This window comes from Desulfovibrio sp. 3_1_syn3 (assembly GCF_000145315.2).
GTDB lineage: Bacteria > Desulfobacterota > Desulfovibrionia > Desulfovibrionales > Desulfovibrionaceae > Desulfovibrio > Desulfovibrio fairfieldensis.
Window position 1 is genome coordinate 794,405 of record NZ_ADDR02000001.1, and the last position, 18,067, is coordinate 812,471.

12 protein-coding genes are annotated in these 18,067 nt (G+C 59.1%); 8 read left to right on the plus strand and 4 right to left on the minus strand.

What is annotated here, in order from left to right; all coding sequences use genetic code 11:
- Positions 1-55: 55 nt before the first annotated feature.
- The 3 genes from HMPREF0326_RS15470 to HMPREF0326_RS03440 all read right to left on the minus strand — a co-directional run bounded on the left by HMPREF0326_RS15470 (position 56) and on the right by HMPREF0326_RS03440 (position 3,886).
- Positions 56-1,621: a sensor domain-containing diguanylate cyclase gene (locus HMPREF0326_RS15470; protein WP_008682917.1), complete on the minus strand. Its 1,566-nt coding sequence runs from the start codon at positions 1,619-1,621 to the stop codon at positions 56-58.
- A gap of 172 nt (positions 1,622-1,793) precedes the next feature.
- Complete coding sequence (locus tag HMPREF0326_RS03435) at positions 1,794-2,018, minus strand: hypothetical protein (protein ID WP_020990204.1); 225 nt, start codon at positions 2,016-2,018, stop codon at positions 1,794-1,796.
- A gap of 173 nt (positions 2,019-2,191) precedes the next feature.
- The gene (locus tag HMPREF0326_RS03440; RefSeq protein WP_020990205.1) at positions 2,192-3,886 is read right to left on the minus strand and encodes a M23 family metallopeptidase; all 1,695 of its coding nucleotides are present in this window, start codon (positions 3,884-3,886) and stop codon (positions 2,192-2,194) included.
- A gap of 317 nt (positions 3,887-4,203) precedes the next feature.
- Here HMPREF0326_RS03440 and HMPREF0326_RS03445 point away from each other — a divergent pair, with 317 nt between their 5' ends.
- The 3 genes from HMPREF0326_RS03445 to gyrB all read left to right on the plus strand — a co-directional run bounded on the left by HMPREF0326_RS03445 (position 4,204) and on the right by gyrB (position 9,351).
- On the plus strand, positions 4,204-5,577 hold the full coding sequence (locus HMPREF0326_RS03445; RefSeq protein ID WP_008682923.1) for a helix-turn-helix domain-containing protein: 1,374 nt from the start codon (positions 4,204-4,206) through the stop codon (positions 5,575-5,577).
- 147 nt (positions 5,578-5,724) lie between these two features.
- On the plus strand, positions 5,725-6,879 hold the full coding sequence (gene dnaN / locus HMPREF0326_RS03450) for a DNA polymerase III subunit beta (protein ID WP_008682924.1): 1,155 nt from the start codon (positions 5,725-5,727) through the stop codon (positions 6,877-6,879).
- A 66-nt stretch (positions 6,880-6,945) separates the two neighbouring features.
- Positions 6,946-9,351, plus strand: coding sequence for a DNA topoisomerase (ATP-hydrolyzing) subunit B (gene gyrB, locus HMPREF0326_RS03455; protein WP_008682925.1), 2,406 nt, complete (start codon positions 6,946-6,948; stop codon positions 9,349-9,351).
- Between the two features lie 109 nt (positions 9,352-9,460).
- Here gyrB and HMPREF0326_RS16625 read toward each other — a convergent pair whose 3' ends face one another.
- Positions 9,461-9,886 carry a hypothetical protein gene (locus HMPREF0326_RS16625; protein WP_156896229.1) on the minus strand — a complete coding sequence of 142 codons (426 nt, stop codon included), beginning with the start codon at positions 9,884-9,886 and terminating at the stop codon, positions 9,461-9,463.
- A 190-nt stretch (positions 9,887-10,076) separates the two neighbouring features.
- On the opposite strand from HMPREF0326_RS16625, the gene gyrA reads away from it, so the two are divergent.
- The 5 genes from gyrA to aspS all read left to right on the plus strand — a co-directional run bounded on the left by gyrA (position 10,077) and on the right by aspS (position 18,056).
- A complete protein-coding gene (gyrA, locus tag HMPREF0326_RS03465) occupies positions 10,077-12,650 on the plus strand; it encodes a DNA gyrase subunit A (protein WP_008682927.1) in 2,574 nt (857 codons plus the stop codon).
- On the plus strand, positions 12,640-13,449 hold the full coding sequence (locus tag HMPREF0326_RS03470; RefSeq protein ID WP_009303343.1) for a tetratricopeptide repeat protein: 810 nt from the start codon (positions 12,640-12,642) through the stop codon (positions 13,447-13,449). The genes gyrA and HMPREF0326_RS03470 overlap by 11 nt, the downstream gene beginning before the upstream one ends.
- 6 nt (positions 13,450-13,455) lie before the next feature.
- Positions 13,456-14,856 carry an amidophosphoribosyltransferase gene (gene purF, locus HMPREF0326_RS03475; RefSeq protein WP_020990206.1) on the plus strand — a complete coding sequence of 467 codons (1,401 nt, stop codon included), beginning with the start codon at positions 13,456-13,458 and terminating at the stop codon, positions 14,854-14,856.
- A gap of 91 nt (positions 14,857-14,947) precedes the next feature.
- Positions 14,948-16,204, plus strand: a complete 1,257-nt coding sequence (gene hisS / locus HMPREF0326_RS03480; protein ID WP_008682931.1) for a histidine--tRNA ligase — start codon at positions 14,948-14,950, stop codon at positions 16,202-16,204.
- The gene (gene aspS, locus HMPREF0326_RS03485) at positions 16,197-18,056 is read left to right on the plus strand and encodes an aspartate--tRNA ligase (protein WP_008682932.1); all 1,860 of its coding nucleotides are present in this window, start codon (positions 16,197-16,199) and stop codon (positions 18,054-18,056) included. The genes hisS and aspS overlap by 8 nt, the downstream gene beginning before the upstream one ends.
- The last annotated feature ends 11 nt before the right edge of the window (positions 18,057-18,067 follow it).

Sequence of the window (18,067 nt, forward strand, 5' to 3'; positions counted from 1 at the left end):
CAACGACCCGGATCGCCAGTGCGGATACACAGTCTGAAACACAAAAAAACTGTCTTTAGCCAATTGTTGTGGAATCGGAAATCCCTTGCAACGGTGTTGCTCCGTGAGACTGTTGCGGAGAGTCCAACAGCACCGCTCTGTTTTTTCCGCTTGTTTTTGCCTGATACAGAGCTTTATCTGCAATCTGGATACATTCAGAGAGAGAAATGTCAACTGTGCTCGGTATATGGCACATGCCGACGCTGACTGTTACCACGCCACCGTCGGCATCCGGCAATGCCTCCCCCTCCACCAGGCGACAAATCTTGTTGCCCAGTTCCAGAGTACACTTGCGTTCAACCAAAAAAATGACAGCAATGAATTCTTCTCCGCCATAACGGATGACATAACCGTTATGACTATCAAAGACTTTTTTAAAGGTAGCGGCTATCTGGCGCAGGCAGTCGTCTCCTTTCAAATGGCCATAGAAGTCATTATATTTCTTGAAGTTATCAATATCGAGCATAAAAAGCGCCGCTTGCCCGGAAGCCCTGATCGGGTATTTCCATTCCTCGGCCAGACCGGTTTCAATGAAACGGCGATTCAGTAAACCTGTGAGGGCGTCATGATTAGCGATGATCTCCAACTTTTTATTGATTTCAGCGCTTTTTTTCATACTGGAAATAATCCAGTAAATAATCAATACAGTGAGCAGAAAGACCACGGCAAGACAAATTTTTAATGCGGGCCCCTTGGAAATAGAAGTAAAAAAGACGGATTGCGTCATGGAAGCAAGCTCTTCTTCCCGCAACCCGCCGAATAACACCCACCCCACCGACGGAACAGGTTCATATATCACATAAACCAAGCCATTTTTCCAATAGTACGTGCCGATTCCCTTTTTGCCGTCAAGGCCTTTCTGCTCCAGCTCAAGGATACGGCGCGTCACCGCATCCTCCTGTCCACTGAGTATTTTTTTGGCGTTATATCGGGAGGTAACCCACTCCATGTGTCGTGGATCACTGACCGCGATATCCGTCCCCTGCGCATTAATAATGTAGGATTCTCCGGTATTGACGAAGCGAATGCTTTGAATCAGCCTGCAGAATATATAGCCGTTTTTTTCGATGCTCAGCGCGCCGACAATCTTGCCGTTCCGTATCACCGGCGCCGAATAGCAAATCACAAATTCATTATCTTCATTGAAGTATGGTCCGTGGACGGCGATATCCCCGCCAAAGGCCGCGCGGATATCCGGCCGGACGTTTATGGTCCGTTTCCGGCCGTCTGATGTTATAGTTCGTGTTTCCGAAACATAAACCATGCGCAGGGTATCTTTACCGGGAAAAAAGCGGGGAAAGCGAGACTCGGATCCTTGGGTGGCATTGGCAACATCAAAAGATGCGGCGGACATGGCGGCTTCCTTGCGTCCGATTTCCAATTCGGACTCCACCATGTCCACGCCCTGCGCCACCATGGCTTGTACGAGTTTGATTGTATAATTTGTCAGGAGAGTCTGAAAATTACGAGATAACGTATAATATGCCGCAAAAATAATCACAATTACGGTCAGCAGAAAAATAAACCCGACTCGTACTCCCAAAAATATCGCCTGATTTTTATCTCTAATTTTCATGTTCATAGCATTTTCAGGCAGTGAAAAATTTTCAAAAATGATGAAGCACCGTTTATTTGCCCTGCTACTAAAGTATACTCTTTGTGCTTTTTTCCGTCAAAACCAAAAAGAACGTCCCCTTGGAGACGTTCTTTTCTTGTCGGCTTCTGTCCAGAGCGGCCCGCATTTTACACATACTCTAACTATACGCACTGACCACATTGCCCATATCCTGCATATTTTCCGCCGCGGCCCGCCACTGATCCTGCATGAAGGAAGCCGCACTAGCCGCGTCGGCCAGTTGCGCGGCGGCGGCCGTGCTGTCGCTGACTACGGACGGCGTGTAGGAAATCACCAGCGCGTCGCCGGGCGGCGTATCCTGCACCACGGAAAGACCCTGGGATATGGGATCAAAGAAGATCATACGGCCCTCCCCCGCTTCTTTCATGAAGCGGTCCGGCCGGATTACGGACATTGCCCGGCATGACGCCTGCCTGCGTTGCCGAAGATGTCTTCTCCCCAAACTACAGCATGTTGCGTTTGAAATGTATAATATTTCAAACGTGAATTGTTCTGGAAGGCCGTATTCCGAAAAGTCTAGCTCCGACGGCGGCGTTTTTTGGGTTCCGGCTTTTTCTCCTTTTCCGCATCCGGCGCATTGTCGGTAAGCACGGCATTTTCCGGCACCACGCTGTCCACTGTATACTCGGACAGGGGCTTGCGGTCTTTCAGATAAGCCAGTTCTTCGGCCACGACTTTTTCAAAGGCGGCCATGTGCCTGGCGGAAACCGGCTCGCCGCGCGGATTGATGGCCTTGGTGGGATTGATGAACTTGCCGTTCTGGCGCAGGCGGAAATCCAGATGCGGCCCGGTGGACAAACCCGTGCTGCCCACAAAGCCGATAACCTGGCCCTGGCGCACGCGCTGGCCCTGGCGCAGACCCCGGGCATAGCCGGAAAGGTGCGAATACATGGATTCCAGCCCGGCCACGTGCTTGACGATGATCTGGTTGCCGTAACCGCCGCCCCAGCTTCTTTTGGTGACCACGCCTTCGCCCACGGCCTTGACCGGCGTGCCGGTGGGCGCGCCGTAATCCACTCCCATATGCGGACGGCTGTAGCCCAGAATAGGGTGCTTGCGGCTCGACGTGAAGCGGGAAGTCACACGGGTAAAGGCCAGGGGAGCCTGTAACAACGTTTTACGCAGGTTTTCGCCCTTGCGGTTGTAATACTGGGCCCGGCCAGAACCGTCCCGGAAAAGATAGGCCTCGAACGTTTTGCCCTTATTGGTGAAATGCGCGGCCAGAACGCGGCCGTAGCCTTTATATTCTCCCTCGCGATAGCGTTTCTCCACCAGCACGGAAAAGCTGTCGCCCTCCTGCAGATCACGGATAAAGTTGATTTCCGCGCCGAAAAGGTCAGCCAGTTGCAGCGCCATTTGCGGGCTTTCGCCCACATCGGCCACGGCCTGGAAGAGATTGTCGCTGATGGTGGCTTCCACCGTGCTGAGCAGGGTGACGTATTCAATGGCCTCCACCCTGGCCACGGGCTCTTCGACGCCCTCCACCACCAGACGGCGGCGGCTGTCGATTTCGTATTCAAAACGCTTGACCCGGCCCGAAGCCGAGTCCGTGACGATCACATAGGGCTGGCCCTCGCGAAAGGAACGCATGGAAAACACCTGGCGAGCCGCGCTGATATACTGGTAGATGCCTTCGCTGCCCGTATTTTCCAAAATTTTACTGATGGTGTCGCCCTTTTCCACCGTGCCTTTGACCACTTCCTCACCAGGGGCGCCATCGGGCCGCGCCTCTTCGATCAAGCCCGTGGAAGGCGCTTGCGCAGACGACTCCGCACCGGGCACGGCCGTGTCAGGCGGCAGGGAGGTCTCCTCACCGGAAACGCTGTCGGAAACATCCGGCTGGGCCTCTGGAAGCCGGGACCGATCGGCGGGATCAGAAGCGGAAGTCTGAACGGCCACAGCCTCGGGCGCACGCCCGGCCTCTTCAGAAACAGCTGTGCCCGTCCCGTTTTTATCCGCCTGCGGCGGACCGGGCCGCGCGGGCGGAACAGACGACATCTGTTGTCCGCTTGCATCCGCGCTTGGGTCTTGCCGGACCTTCTGATCCTGTTGCGCCTCTCGGCCCGTTCTCTGCGTCGATTGTTCCGAGACCTGTTCAGCCGCCTGTTCGGGCGAGGCATCGGGCGTAAAGCCGGTTCTGCCGGCATGCTGTACCAGCACGCCGCCCACCAGAAAAATAAAAAAAACTCCCACCAGCCAGAGTCGTTTCATCGGCAACTCCATTTAATAACTATATCCGGCCCTCAGGGCCTTGTCCAGTTGACCCGCGCGGCTGGCGGAGCAAGGCTTTGAGATGATCGGATTCTTCCTTTTTTCATCCGATGCGCGCCTTGTACGCACCCTATCCACAATTGTCCACAGGCTGCGCGGGCCTACGGGCAAGACTTGTTTCAGCAAAGTTTTTATGGTACAAAGACACTTTGTTTCCATACGACGGAAGAAAGGCTCAAGGCCTTGTCCGCGCCCGGCAGCGCGCGGCCCGGGAGCTTATCCACAGGCCGGCGCGCAGGCGCCGACGGCGCGACGTCATGCTGAAAAATGAATTGCGGCACATACTGAACCAGGACGGCACACAGGAAGCGGAAGCCTGGTTCGAATGTCTGACCCTCCGGCAGGAGGACGATACGTTGCGGGTTGTTTTTCCCCATACGTATTTCGCCGCCTGGTTCTCGCGCCATAAACGCAACGTCTTTGAAGAGGCCCTCAGCCGCCATTTTACGGACAAGAGCCTGCCGCGCGTGGTTTACGAACACTGCGGGCCATTCCCCCAGATCAGCGCTCCTCAGGCCTCTTCCGGCCGGGAAGGTTCAGAGGGCGAGCCGCAGGCCGGGCCGGACGACGCGCGTAACGCGGAAGACAATTTCGCCTCATTTATCAGCAACGCCAAAAACGCCTTTCCTCTGGCCGCAGCCAAGGAAATTGCGGAAAGCGATGTGGGCGAGGCCTACAACCCCTTTTTGCTCTGCGGGCGCAGCGGTACGGGTAAAACCCATTTGCTGCGGGCTCTGGCCGGGTCTTTCGCGCGGCGCGGCTCCGGAAAAACAGCTTCCAGACGGATCATCTGTCAGAATGCCGCGCGCTTCTGCGCCGAAGACACGCCTTGGGCACGCCGTCCGGAATTGTTCTGGCAACAGTGCGACGCCCTGTTGCTGGACGATCTGCAGGATCTGGCCGGGCAGGCGGCCTGGCAGCAAAAACTGATCGCCTGCATGGACGCCTGTCCCCCGGCTCCCCGGCAAAATGCGGATGTTCCGACTCCGGTCGGAATGGAGTACGGGTTGAGCGACGGGCCGCGTCAGATGGTCTTCGCCCACGCAGGGCCGGCCCAGGCCCTGAAGGATCTGGACGAGCGCCTGCGTTCCCGCCTGGAGAGCGGCTTGGTGGTGGAGCTGCTGGAACCGGACCTGGATGTGCGCCTGCGTTATTTGCAGGCTCTCTGCAAGGAGAGACGGCTGAATCTGGGGCGCGACCAGCTGCTCTATCTGGCGCAGCGTTGCGCCCAGTTCCGCCTGCTCCAGGGCCTGCTGCTGAAAGTGGCGGCCTTTGCCGCCGTACACGGCAGAAATCTGACCCCGGCGGACCTGGAAAACATCGTGCGCACCGGCGGAGCGGACAGACCGCCCGGCTGCCGGGAAATTCTGGGCGAAGTGGCCCGAGGCCTGAATCTGCGGCCTGAAGACATTCTGGGCGGCAAACGCAGGCCTGATCTGGTCCTGGCCCGGCAGGTGGCCATGTATCTCTGCCGCCAGAAGCTGGGTTTGTCCTACCCGGAGCTGGGCCGGGCCTTTGGCGGAAAAGACCACAGTACGGTCATCCATGCCATTAAAAAGATTAAGAAATTGCTGGTTAGTGACAAAGATGTGCAGCGTCTGGTGACGCAATTGGAAACAACGGCCCTGTAAGCGGACCTTCCGGCCTGCCCACATTGAAAAATGTGCGCGCCGTTCCTTGTCCGGGCATTATGCTGATCATAAAAAAGTAAAATATTTCAAAGAGTTTTATGAGTTGCGCACAAAAGAACAGACCTTAATAATATTCAAGGAAAGCATATGAAACTTACTGTAAACAAAGAGCAGATCATCGAAGGCCTGCAGAAAGCCGCCGCCATCATTCCGGCCAAAGCCGGCGCCGCCTATCTTCGCTCCATCTGGCTCAAGGCCGAGGAGGGTAGTCTGGCGGTCATGTCCACGGACGCCAACATTGAATTCACGGGCCGTTACCCGGCTGAAGTCAGCCAGCCGGGTCTCATCGGCGTACAGGGCCGGGCTTTTGTGGATTTGGTACGCCAGTTGCCCACGGGCGTGCTCAATCTCACCTTGGACGAGGCCTCGGGCAATCTGCTGCTGGAACAGGGACGCCGGGTGTACAAACTGCCGGTGAGCGGTTCCGAGTGGTTCCAGAATTTTTCGGAATTTCCCGTTGAAAACGCGGTGACTTGGTCCGGCGACTTTCTGCAGGACGTGCTGGACAAGGTGGCCTTCTGCATCAGCGACGATGATGCCATGGACGCCATTGCCTGCCTGTGCATGAAGCCGGGCGAAAACGGGCATATCGACGTCTGCGGCCTCAACGGCCATCAGTTCGCCCTGGTTTCCTTCACCCATGACGATCTGGCCGCGCGCCTGCCCGCCGAAGGCATGCTGATTCAGAAGAAATATCTCCAGGATATCAAAAAATGGCTGGGCGCGGACGAAATCGAACTTAATATTACGGATAAGCGCCTTTACCTGCGCAGCCTGGACGGGGCCGAAACTCTCAGCCTGCCCCGCGCGGCCTACGAATATCCGGACTACAATATCTTTATGGGCAAGCTCGCGGACGAAGGCGTCAACTCCATGACCCTGGATCGCAAGGAAGGAATGGACGCTCTGGGCCGTATTCTGATCTTCAATACCGAGAGCGACCGTTGCACCTATATGGATCTTTCTGCAAACGAAGCCCGTCTGTCCGCCCAGGGCCAGGACGTGGGTTCGGCCTCGGAAAGCCTGGAAGTGGCCTACAAGGGCGACATTGCCCGTATAGCCTTCCCCACCCGCAATCTACTGGACGTGCTCGGACATTTCGTTTCCGCCAAGATCGACATGTTGCTCACCGGAACGGAGGGTCCCTGCGGTATCCGGGGACCGGAAGACCCGGACTACACGGTGATCATCATGCCCATGAAGGTTTCCGAGACCACCTATTACAGCGAAGAAGACGTTTAAAGCAGCCCCCTAGGGCTTTCCGACAAAGCACACGGCAATATTGAGCTCAAGACAAGGGAAATACTGATGGTTCCTGAAACCTCCGGCAACGGCGGCTACAACGCCTCTTCCATCACCATTCTGGAAGGCCTTTCCGCCGTGCGCAAGCGCCCGGCCATGTATATCGGTTCCACGGACGGGCGCGGCCTGCATCATCTGGTCTATGAAGTGGTGGACAACTCCATTGACGAAGCCATGGCCGGCTATTGTTCGCGGATCACGGTGATCCTGCATGCGGACAATTCCGTGACCGTGCGCGACGACGGGCGCGGCATCCCGGTGGATATCCATCCTAAGGAAGGCGTGCCCGCCGTGCAGGTGGTCATGACCAAGCTGCACGCCGGCGGCAAGTTCGACAATACGAGCTACAAGGTGTCCGGCGGTCTGCACGGCGTGGGCGTGTCCTGCGTCAATGCCCTGTCCGAGGAACTGACTGTCACGGTGCGCCGCGACGGCAAGCGCTATCGCCAGCACTACGCGCGCGGCGTGCCGCAGGACCAGCTGGCCGTCATCGGCGAGGATGTGGAAGGCCACGGCACCACCGTGCGTTTCCGGCCGGACGAGGAAATTTTCGAGGTCCTCGAATTTTCCTATGAAACGCTGAAAAAGCGCTTTGAGGAACTGGCCTACCTGAACAAGGGCCTGATCATCGAGTGCATTGACGAGCGCATCGGCGAAACCCATGTTTTCCACGCCGAGGGCGGCATTCGCCAGTTTGTGGCGGATCTCAATTCCGGCGAGCAGGGCATCCATTCAATTATTTTCGGCGAAGGCATGGTGGACAGCGTCACCGTGGATTTCGCCCTGCAGTACAACGCCGGGTACAAGGAAAACATCCTTACCTTTGCCAACAACATCCGCACCAAGGAAGGGGGCACCCACCTGGTGGGCTTCCGCACGGCCCTGACCCGCGCCATCAACGGCTATATCAAGGGCCAGCAGGATCTGGTCAAGAAGCTGAAAAATACCGCCCTGTCCGGCGACGACGTGCGCGAAGGCCTCACGGCGGTGATCAGCGTCAAGCTGCCCCAGCCGCAGTTTGAGGGCCAGACCAAGACCAAACTGGGCAACAGCGAGGTGGCCGGTCTGGTGGCCGGGGTGGTCTATGACCGCCTGAACGTCTATTTTGAGGAAAATCCCAAGGACATCCGGCTGATTATCGAGAAGGCCGTGGATGCGGCCCGGGCCCGCGACGCGGCCCGCCGGGCCAAGGAATTGGTGCGGCGCAAGGGGGCTCTGTCGGACAACGCCCTGCCGGGCAAGCTGGCCGACTGCCAGAGCAAAGACCCCGTGGAATCGGAACTCTTTATCGTGGAGGGCGATTCCGCAGGCGGTTCGGCCAAGCAGGGACGCAATCCCAAAAATCAGGCTATCCTGCCCCTGCGCGGCAAGATTCTGAACACCGAGCGCACCCGTTTTGACCGGATGCTGGCCAACAAGGAAGTCAAGGCCCTGATCACAGCCATGGGCGCGGGCATTCAGGATGACACGGACCTGGAAAAACTGCGTTACCACAAGATCATCATCATGACCGATGCCGACGTGGACGGCGCGCATATCCGCACCCTGTTGCTGACCTTCTTTTTCCGCCAGTATCAGGAAATGGTGGAAAAGGGCTTTGTGTATATCGCCCAGCCGCCGCTCTACCGCGTGCACAACTCACGCATGGAGAAGTTCATCAAGGACGACGCGGAGCTCAACGATTTTCTGCTCTCCCGGGTCAGTGAGGACGTCAGCATCGTGGCCCGTAACGGGAAGACTTTCAGCGGCAAAGCCTTGATCAGCCTCATGCGGCGTATTGAAAAGCTGGAGATGCGCGTGACTGACGCCGAAGGGGCGGGCACCCCGCGCGACCTTTTCCTGGCGCTGACCACCTATCCCGTGCGTGCGGAAGCCTCCATGCTGGAGGACCAGGACAGCGAATTCACGGCTTGGCTCAATGAGCACGGCTATTTGCTGACCCTAGAGCGTGAGCGCAGCGAGGAGGACGACGAAGAACGCCTGTTCGCGGTTTTTGAGAGTACCGGCAGCCATCACACCCGGCGCGGCATGGAGTTTTTCGCCTCCCGCCTGTACCGCCAGACCTGGCAACTCTTTACCGAACTGCGCGAGGAGTGCGGCGGCCTGGCCTTTACCCTCAGGCGCAAGGACGGCGAAGCCGCGGCCGACGACGTCTTTCAGCTCATGCAGATGGTGCTGGACGAAGCCCGCAGGGGCATCAATATCCAGCGCTACAAGGGCCTGGGCGAAATGAATCCGGACCAGCTCTGGGTGACCACCATGAACCCGGACAACCGCATTCTGTTGCAGGTTTCCGTGGAGGATGCCACTTCCGCCTCCGACGCCTTTGAGGAACTGATGGGCGACAGGGTGGAACCGCGCCGCGATTTCATTGAACGTAACGCCCTGGCTGTACAGGAGCTGGATATTTAAGGAAGTGCCGGTTGATGGTCTTTTTGCCCTGTGCCGCGTTGCTCACCCAGCAGCTTAACAGCCTCGGCAAAAACAAAAATTTTCATTGATCACACTTCTCAAAACGGAACTACGCATAGGAATGGAAAACAGCAAACAACCCTCCACAGGCTGGTTGTCCTGGCTTATCGCTGTGGGCGGCTGGCTGACCTGCGCGGCCATGTGTCTTTTTTTGACAGTCAGTCTGGAGGGCCGGCCCAGGGCTTATAATTTTGTCCTTCCAGCGGTCATAGCCATATTGTTCAGCAATATTGTCGTATTTCTCTTCATGTCTTCGCGTTTCGGAGAGCATGCCGGAATTTTGTTCCGGGCCGTGAGCCGCGTGTGCATGGCTGAAGGCGTGCTGTTGCTGTTGCTCTATGCAGGGGGCAGATTTTTTATCGGAATTTAAAGCAATTTCAAAGTGAAATTGCTTTAACGCCGCACCGCGGCGTGGATTCTGGCGGAAACCACGTTTTTCGCCAGAATGCCAACTTTGAAATTTTACAAATTTCAAAGTTAATCTGTTCTAGGGAAACACTGATTACTGGTCTTTTTGCTCTCTGCCTGCGCGTGAACGGCTCAAGCAAGCCGCTGGCGGTGACCTAGGCAGAGAATAAAAATCTTCATTAACCGGTGTTTAGACGTAGTCACTATACCCTGCCGCGTTGGGCGGCCACGGTTGATATTCTACCCGCGAGGCGAACGTGTCTGAAGCGCAAGACGGACAGCATCCGCAAATCAACATAGAAAAAGAACTCCGCCAGTCCTATCTGGAGTACTCCCTTTCGGTCATCATCGGGCGCGCCATTCCGGACGCCCGTGACGGGCTGAAGCCCGTGCACCGGCGGATCATGTTCGCCCAGTATGAGCTGGCAAACAATTACAACCGCCCGCACAAGAAGTCCGCGCGCATCGTCGGCGACGTCATCGGTAAATATCACCCGCATGGCGATTCGGCGGTCTATGACGCCCTGGTGCGCCTGGCGCAGGAATTTTCCATGCGCGATCCCCTGGTGGACGGCCAGGGCAACTTCGGCTCCATCGACGGCGACTCTGCGGCGGCAATGCGTTACACGGAAGTGCGCATGTCCCGGCTGGCCCAGGAATTCCTGGGCGACCTGGACAAGAATACCGTGGATTTCCGGCCAAACTACGACAATACCCTGCAGGAACCCTCGGTGATGCCCACCAAGGTGCCCAACCTGCTGCTTAACGGTTCGTCGGGCATCGCCGTGGGTATGGCCACCAATATTCCGCCGCACAACCTGGGCGAACTCTGTGACGCGCTGCAGCTTCTGCTGGACAATCCCCAGTGCAGCGTGGACGACCTCATGGAGTACGTGAAAGGACCGGACTTCCCCACCGCCGGTTTCGTCTACGCGGGCAAGGGACTGTACGACGCCTACCACACGGGCCGGGGCACGGTAAAAATGCGCGGCCGGGTGGAGATCGAGGAGCGCAAAAAAGGCCTCCAGTCCGTGGTCATCAGGGAAATTCCCTTTGGCCTGAACAAATCCAGCCTGGTGGAAAAAATCGCGGCCCTGGTCAATGACCGCAAGATCGACGGCATTGCGGATTTGCGCGATGAATCGGACCGCAAGGGCATCCGCATCGTCATTGACCTCAAGCGCGGCGTGATTCCGGACATTGTGGTCAATGCCCTGTATAAATTCACGCCCCTGGAATCCAGCTTCGGCATCAATATGCTGGCTGTGGTGGACAACCGGCCGGTGCTGCTTACTCTTAAAAGCGCACTGAGCTGCTTTGTGGACCACCGGCGCGAAGTGGTCATTCGCCGTACCCGTTACGATCTGGAAAAAGCCGAAGCCCGGGCCCATATTCTGGAAGGTCTGCGCATCGCCATAGACCATATCGACCAAGTGGTGGCCCTGATCCGCGCATCGGCCAATCCCGAGGAAGCCCGCCAAGGCCTCATGGCAACCTTCGAGCTGTCCGAAATTCAGGCCAGGGCCATTCTGGACATGCGCCTGCAACGCCTCACCGGTTTGCAGCGCGAGGAACTGCTGGCCGAATATAAGGATCTGCTCCAGAAAATCGAATTCTATAAGTCCGTGCTGGACAATTCGGAAGTGCTGCGCAGCGAGATGAAGCGCGAGATCCGCGAAATCCGGGAAACGTTTGTCACGCCCCGGCGCACGGAAGTGCTCACTGAGGCCTTGGGCGGCATCGACATTGAGGACCTGATCCCGGACGATGAGGTGGTCATCACCCTGTCCCGCCGCGGGTACATGAAGCGCACCAATCTGGAAAATTACCAGCAGCAGAAGCGCGGCGGCAAGGGCATTGCGGCCCTGCACACCTCGGACGACGATTACGTGCAGGAATTCCTGACCACCACCAATCACCAGTACCTCTGTCTGTTCACCAACAAAGGCCGCATGCACCAGCTCAAGGTGCATCAGGTGCCCGAGGGCAGCCGCACGGCCAAGGGCGTGCATATTAACAATCTGCTGCCGCTGGAAGAGGGCGAGTGGGTCACCACGGTGCTGGCCCTGCGCGAGTTTGCCGAGGACAAGTATTTCCTCTTTGTGACCCGGCGCGGCATGGTCAAACGCTCTTCGGCCTCGCTCTATGCCCGCTGCCGTAAAACCGGACTCATGGCCGTGGGCCTGCGCGAGGACGACGAGCTGGTGGTGGTGCGGCCCATCCGTGAGGACAATCACATTGTACTGGCCACGGCGGACGGCTTTGCCATCCGCTTTTCCTGCGGCGACATCCGGCCCATGGGTCGGGTGGCCACTGGGGTCAAGGGCATTGCCCTGCGCCGCCAAGACAGTGTGGTGGCCGGGGTGGTTCTCAAGGATGTGGATCAGACCACGGAAATCATGTCCATTTCGGCCAACGGCTACGGCAAGCGCACCAGGGTGGACCTTTACCGCCTGCAGTCGCGCGGCGGCAAGGGCATCATTAACTTCAAGGTCACGGCCAAGACCGGCCCGGTGGTGGGCGCCATGCCCGTGCGGGATAACGACGGCCTGATCCTGCTGACCTCGGCCAACAAGATTGTGCGCATCGGCGTGGACGAGGTGCGCAGCAAGGGCCGGGCCACCATGGGCGTGATGCTGGTACGCCTGGACGAAGGCGCGCGCGTGGTGGGCTTTGACCGTGTGGACGAGGGCGGCCAGATCGTACGTGATCTCAGCGTGGAGCTGGATGAGGCGGACGGCATGCCTTCCGTTGCCTCCGCCTCTGATTCCGCCGACGGCCGTGGCTCGAAGCCGGACCCGGAACCGAATCAGGATGGTGATGAGGACTAAACCGCGCCCGCGTTCATGCCTGTTGCTGGCGGCTCTGGCTCTTTGGGCCTGCCTGGCGACCGGTTGCGAACAAGATGCGTTGCTGACTGACGACCTCGGCGCGGCGCGCGCGGCAATGGCCGAGCGCAACTGGCCTCTGGCCGAACGCCTGCTGGAACGCTATCTGCGCGAGGAGCGAAATCCGGACCAGCGCTGGGAGGCCTGGCAGCAGTTGTTGAGCGTGGTTAATTCCGCCAATCCGGAAGCCCGCGCCACTCTGGAATATCTGGAGGTCATGCTGGCGGAATTCGCGGACGACGACGCCCGCACCAAGGTTGTGCTGGAACGCATGGGGCGGCTTAATGAAAGCCTGCGGCACTATGGCCGGGCGGCGGATGCCTGGAGCTCCTATATCGGGCTGGCTGGCCTGACGCCGGGGGAAACCGTGGAGGGCTATCGTCGGCTGGCCGCCACGCAGTTCAGTCAGCGCCGTTTCGACGCCGGGGAGGAAACTCTGCAGCAATGCCTGGCCCTGCCTCTGGCGGATCACGACAAGATCATGTGTATGTATGATCTGGCGGACCAAAACATGGCCCGCGAGCACTGGCAGGAAGTGGCGGACCTCAGCCAGCAGATCCTGGACAGCGGGCCAGACAAGGAAGTGAGGGGCTTGGCTGGTTATCTGCTGGGTGATGCCCTGGAACAGCTGGGGCGGGGCGAGGAAGCCCTGAAACAATTTGAACTGGCGCGCGACGAATATCCCAATCCGTCGGTCATGGATAATCGCATTGCGCATTTGCGCAAAAAACTGAAGAAGTAGATGGTTATGATTCGGCACGAATGCGGTCTTTTCGGTATTTATGATCATGAGGACGCGGCCCGTCTGGCCTATTTCGGCCTCTACGCCCAGCAGCACCGGGGCCAGGAGAGCGCGGGCATCGTTACCCTGGATACGGACGGCGTGCACGAGCACAAGGGCATGGGCCTGGTGCCTGACGTCTTTTCCGAGGCCGGCCTTCGCGCCCTCACCGGCCGGATAGCCGTGGGCCATGTGCGCTATTCCACCACGGGCCGTTCCTCCAGCTGTAATGCCCAGCCCTTCCTGGCCCACTACAAGGGACAGGACATTGTGCTGGCCCACAACGGCAACCTGGTCAACGCCGGGGAACTGCGCGAGGAGCTGGAAAACGAGGGAGCCATTTTTTCCACGGGCAACGACACGGAAATATTCATGCATCTGCTGGTGCGGGCCCTGCGGCGGCACAATTTGCCCGAAGCCATCCGTGAAGCCTGTTCCCGTGTGCGCGGAGCCTACTGCCTGCTGATTCTGGCCGGTTCAACCCTGGTGGCCGTGCGCGATCCTTTCGGTTTCCATCCCCTGGCGCTGGGCCGTCTGGACGGCAAGCCGGTTTTCGCTTCGGAAACCTGCGCTTTCGACCTTCTGGAAGCCGAGTACGAGCGCTCCGTGGAACCCGGCGAAATGATTATTGTGGACGCCTCGGGCGAGCGCAGCGAACAGCTGCGCGGGCCGCTGCCCCAAAAACCCCGCCAGTGCATCTTTGAGCTGGTTTATTTCGCCCGGCCTGATTCCTATGTCTTCAACGAGCAGGTCTACCTCTGCCGCAAGCAGATGGGCTGGCAGCTGGCCCATGAATCCACGCCGGACGTGGATTTTGTGCTGCCGTTCCCGGATTCCGGGGTCTATTCGGCGGTGGGCTTCGCCCAGTGCGCGGAACTGCCCTATGAGCACGCCATGATCCGCAACCATTATGTGGGCCGCACGTTCATCCAGCCCACCCAGAGCATGCGCAATTTCGGGGTGCGGGTGAAAATCAATCCGGTGCGGGCCATGATCGAGGGCAAGAAAATCTGCATTGTGGACGACTCCATCGTGCGCGGCACCACCATGATCACCCGCGTGAAAAAGTTGCGTGAACTGGGCGCTAAGGAAGTGCACATCCGCATTTCCTGCCCGCCGGTGAAATATCCCTGTCATTACGGCATTGATTTTTCCTCGCGCGGCGAGCTTATCGCGGCCCAGTGCACCCTGCCGGAGATTGTCAGCCGCCTGGATGTGGATTCCCTGCATTACTTGAGCATTGACGGCCTGCTGCGCTCGGTCATGCATTCGGACAGCTATTGCCTGGCCTGCTTTACCGGCGAATACCCCGTGCCCTGTGAGGAGTGCGACAAGTACAGGCTGGAGGGTCCCTGCGGCAGCCGCTAGGGCCTGGCCAACCACGCGTCGCCGGTTGACGCCGTCGCGCCGACAAGATACAGGGCTGCACGGTCGAATACGGCCATCTGAAGAGGAAGATATGAGCATCGCACGCATTAAGGGCTTTGCGGACATGTTTCCGCCGCAGAGCGATAACTTCACCCGCATGGAAAACTGCGCGCGGGATATTTTCGGCCGTTACGGTTTTGTGGAATTGCGCACGCCTCTCGTGGAGTTCACCGAACTCTTTCAGCGCTCCATCGGTGAGGAAACCGACGTGGTGCAAAAAGAGATGTACACCTTTCCGGACCGCAAGGGCCGCTCCCTGACCCTGCGGCCCGAAGCCACGGCCGGAGTCATGCGCGCCTACATTGAATCCGGGCTGAACAGCCGAGAGGCGGTCAGCCGCCTGTTCACCACCGGCCCCATGTTCCGCTACGAGCGCCCGCAGAAGGGCCGCATGCGCCAGTTCCACCAGATCAACTGCGAATGCCTGGGCACGCAGAGTCCCCTGGCCGACGCGGAACTGATCATCATGCTGATGCGTTTTCTGCGTGCCCTGGGTCTGAAGGACCTGGGCCTCAAGCTCAATTCCCTGGGCTGTGCCGAATGCCGTCCGCGCTTCAAGGAAGCCCTGCTGGAATATTTGCGCGGGGTGGACCGCAATGCGCTCTGCCCGGACTGCGCCCGCCGGGTGGACAGCAATCCCCTGCGCGTGCTGGACTGCAAACAGCCCGGCTGCCGCGCCCTGACGGACAACGCGCCCAAACTGCTGGACTACAATTGCCCGGAGTGCAGGGCTCACTTTGAAACCGTGCTGGAAATGCTGCGCGCCGAGGATCTGCCTCTGGAGCTGGATCACCGCCTGGTGCGCGGTCTGGACTACTATTGCCGGACCACTTTTGAGGTGGTAAGCGGAAGCATCGGCGCGCAATCCGCTGTGGCCGGAGGCGGCCGCTATGATGGCCTGATCAAAAGCCTGGGCGGTCCGGACGTGCCGGGCGTGGGTTTTGCCTGCGGCATGGAGCGACTGGCTCTGCTGCTGGGCGACGACGCGGAAACGCGGCCGGATTTTTATCTTTTGGGCATTGAGGAGGCCGGGCGCGCCCAGGCCTTTGCCCTGGCCCAGAAGCTGCGCGCCGCGGGCTTGCGCGGAGAAATGAATTTCAGCACGGGCGGCTTTAAAAGCCTCATGCGCCAGGCCGGGAAATCCGGCGCGCGCTTTTGCCTGATCATCGGGCCGGATGAAGCGGCTCAGAACAACGTGACCATCAAACATCTGGACAGCGGCGAGCAGCGGAGCATGCCGCAGGCCGACGCAATCCTTTATCTGCAAGCGGGAACAGCCAATGACTGAGCAAATGCAGGACGTACAGCTGGAACATCAGAAATTCGTTGAAGACCTGGGCGACTGGCAACGCAGTCACAACTGCGGGCAGCTGACCCTGGCCGACGATCAGGCCGAGGTCTGCCTGATGGGCTGGGTGCAGTACCGGCGCGACCACGGCGGCCTGATTTTCGTAGACCTGCGCGACCGCGACGGTCTGACCCAGGTGGTCTTCAGCCCGGATATCGCGCCCTCGGCTCATGAGAACGCGCATATCCTGCGTTCCGAGTACGTGCTGGCCGTCAAGGGCAAGGTGCGCCCCCGGCCCGTGGGCATGGTCAACAGCACCATGGTCACCGGCGAAATTGAAGTGGTGGCCTACGAGTGGAAGCTGCTGAACACGTCCAGGACGCCGCCGTTCCCCATTGAAGACCGTTGCGACGCGGGCGAGAACCTGCGCCTGGCTTGGCGCTATCTGGATCTGCGGCGCCCGCGCATGCAGGCCAATCTGCGTTTGCGTCACAAGGTGGCCCAGACCATCCGCCGGTATCTGGACGAGGGCGGCTTTGTGGAAGTGGAAACTCCGGTGCTGACCAAATCCACGCCCGAGGGCGCGCGCGACTTTCTGGTGCCCAGCCGCCTGAATCCCGGCGAATTCTACGCGCTGCCCCAGTCCCCGCAGCTTTTCAAGCAGATGCTGATGGTTTCCGGTCTGGACCGCTATTTCCAGATCGTGCGCTGTTTCCGCGACGAGGACCTGCGCGCCGACCGCCAACCCGAGTTCACCCAGGTGGACATTGAAATGAGCTTTGTGGACGAGGAAAAGGTCATGACCATGGCCGAAGGCCTGATGGCCCGCGTCTTCAAGGACGTCATGGGCAAGGAGCTCAGCCTGCCTTTCCCGCGCATGCGGTGGGACGAGGCCATGAGCCGCTACGGCGTGGACAAGCCGGACACCCGCTTCGGCCTGGAGCTCAAGGACATTACGGGCATCGTGCGCGGTTCGGGCTTCAAACTTTTTGCCCAGGCCAAGCTGGTCAAGGCCATGAAGGTGCCGGGTGGGGAGTCCATGACCCGCAAGGAAATAGACGCCTTTACCGAATTCGTGAAGATCTACGGCGCGCAGGGTCTGGCCTGGATCAAGATCAAGGCCGGGGAATGGCAGTCGCCCATTGCCAAGTTCCTCTCTGACGAGGAACGCAAGGGCATTGCGGAAGCCCTGGATCTGCAGGTGGGCGACATCGTCTTTTTCCAGGCCGGAGAGCCGGACATGGTCAACGCGGCCCTGGGCAACCTGCGCGTGCATCTGGCCGGGCATCTCAAGCTCATTCCGGAAGACAGCTTTAATTTCCTCTGGGTCACGGATTTCCCGCTGTATGAGTATGACCAGGAGGAGAAGCGTTATGTGGCCTGCCACCATCCCTTCACCTCGCCAGCGCCCGGCCATCTGGAGCTGATGACCAGCGACCCGGCCAAGGCCCGCGCCCGCGCCTATGACATGGTGCTTAACGGCAATGAGGTGGGCGGCGGCTCTATCCGCATCCATTCCGGCGACGTGCAGCGCAAGATGTTCGAGGCCCTGGGATTCACGCCGGAGCAGGCCGAGACCCAGTTCGGCTTCCTGATCCAGGCCCTGGAGCAGGGCGCGCCGCCGCACGGCGGCCTGGCCTTCGGCCTGGACCGCCTGATCATGCTACTGGCCGGGGCGGCCAGCATTCGCGACGTTATCGCCTTCCCCAAGACCCAGAAGGCCACCTGCCTGCTGACCGAGGCTCCGGCTCCGGTGGCGGGCAAGCAGCTGCGTGAGCTGGGCCTGCGCTTGCGTGAGCAGCCCGCCAAGGAAGGGGAAGCCAAAAAGAGCGAAGAAGCCGCGCAGGCCTGAGACAAGGAAGG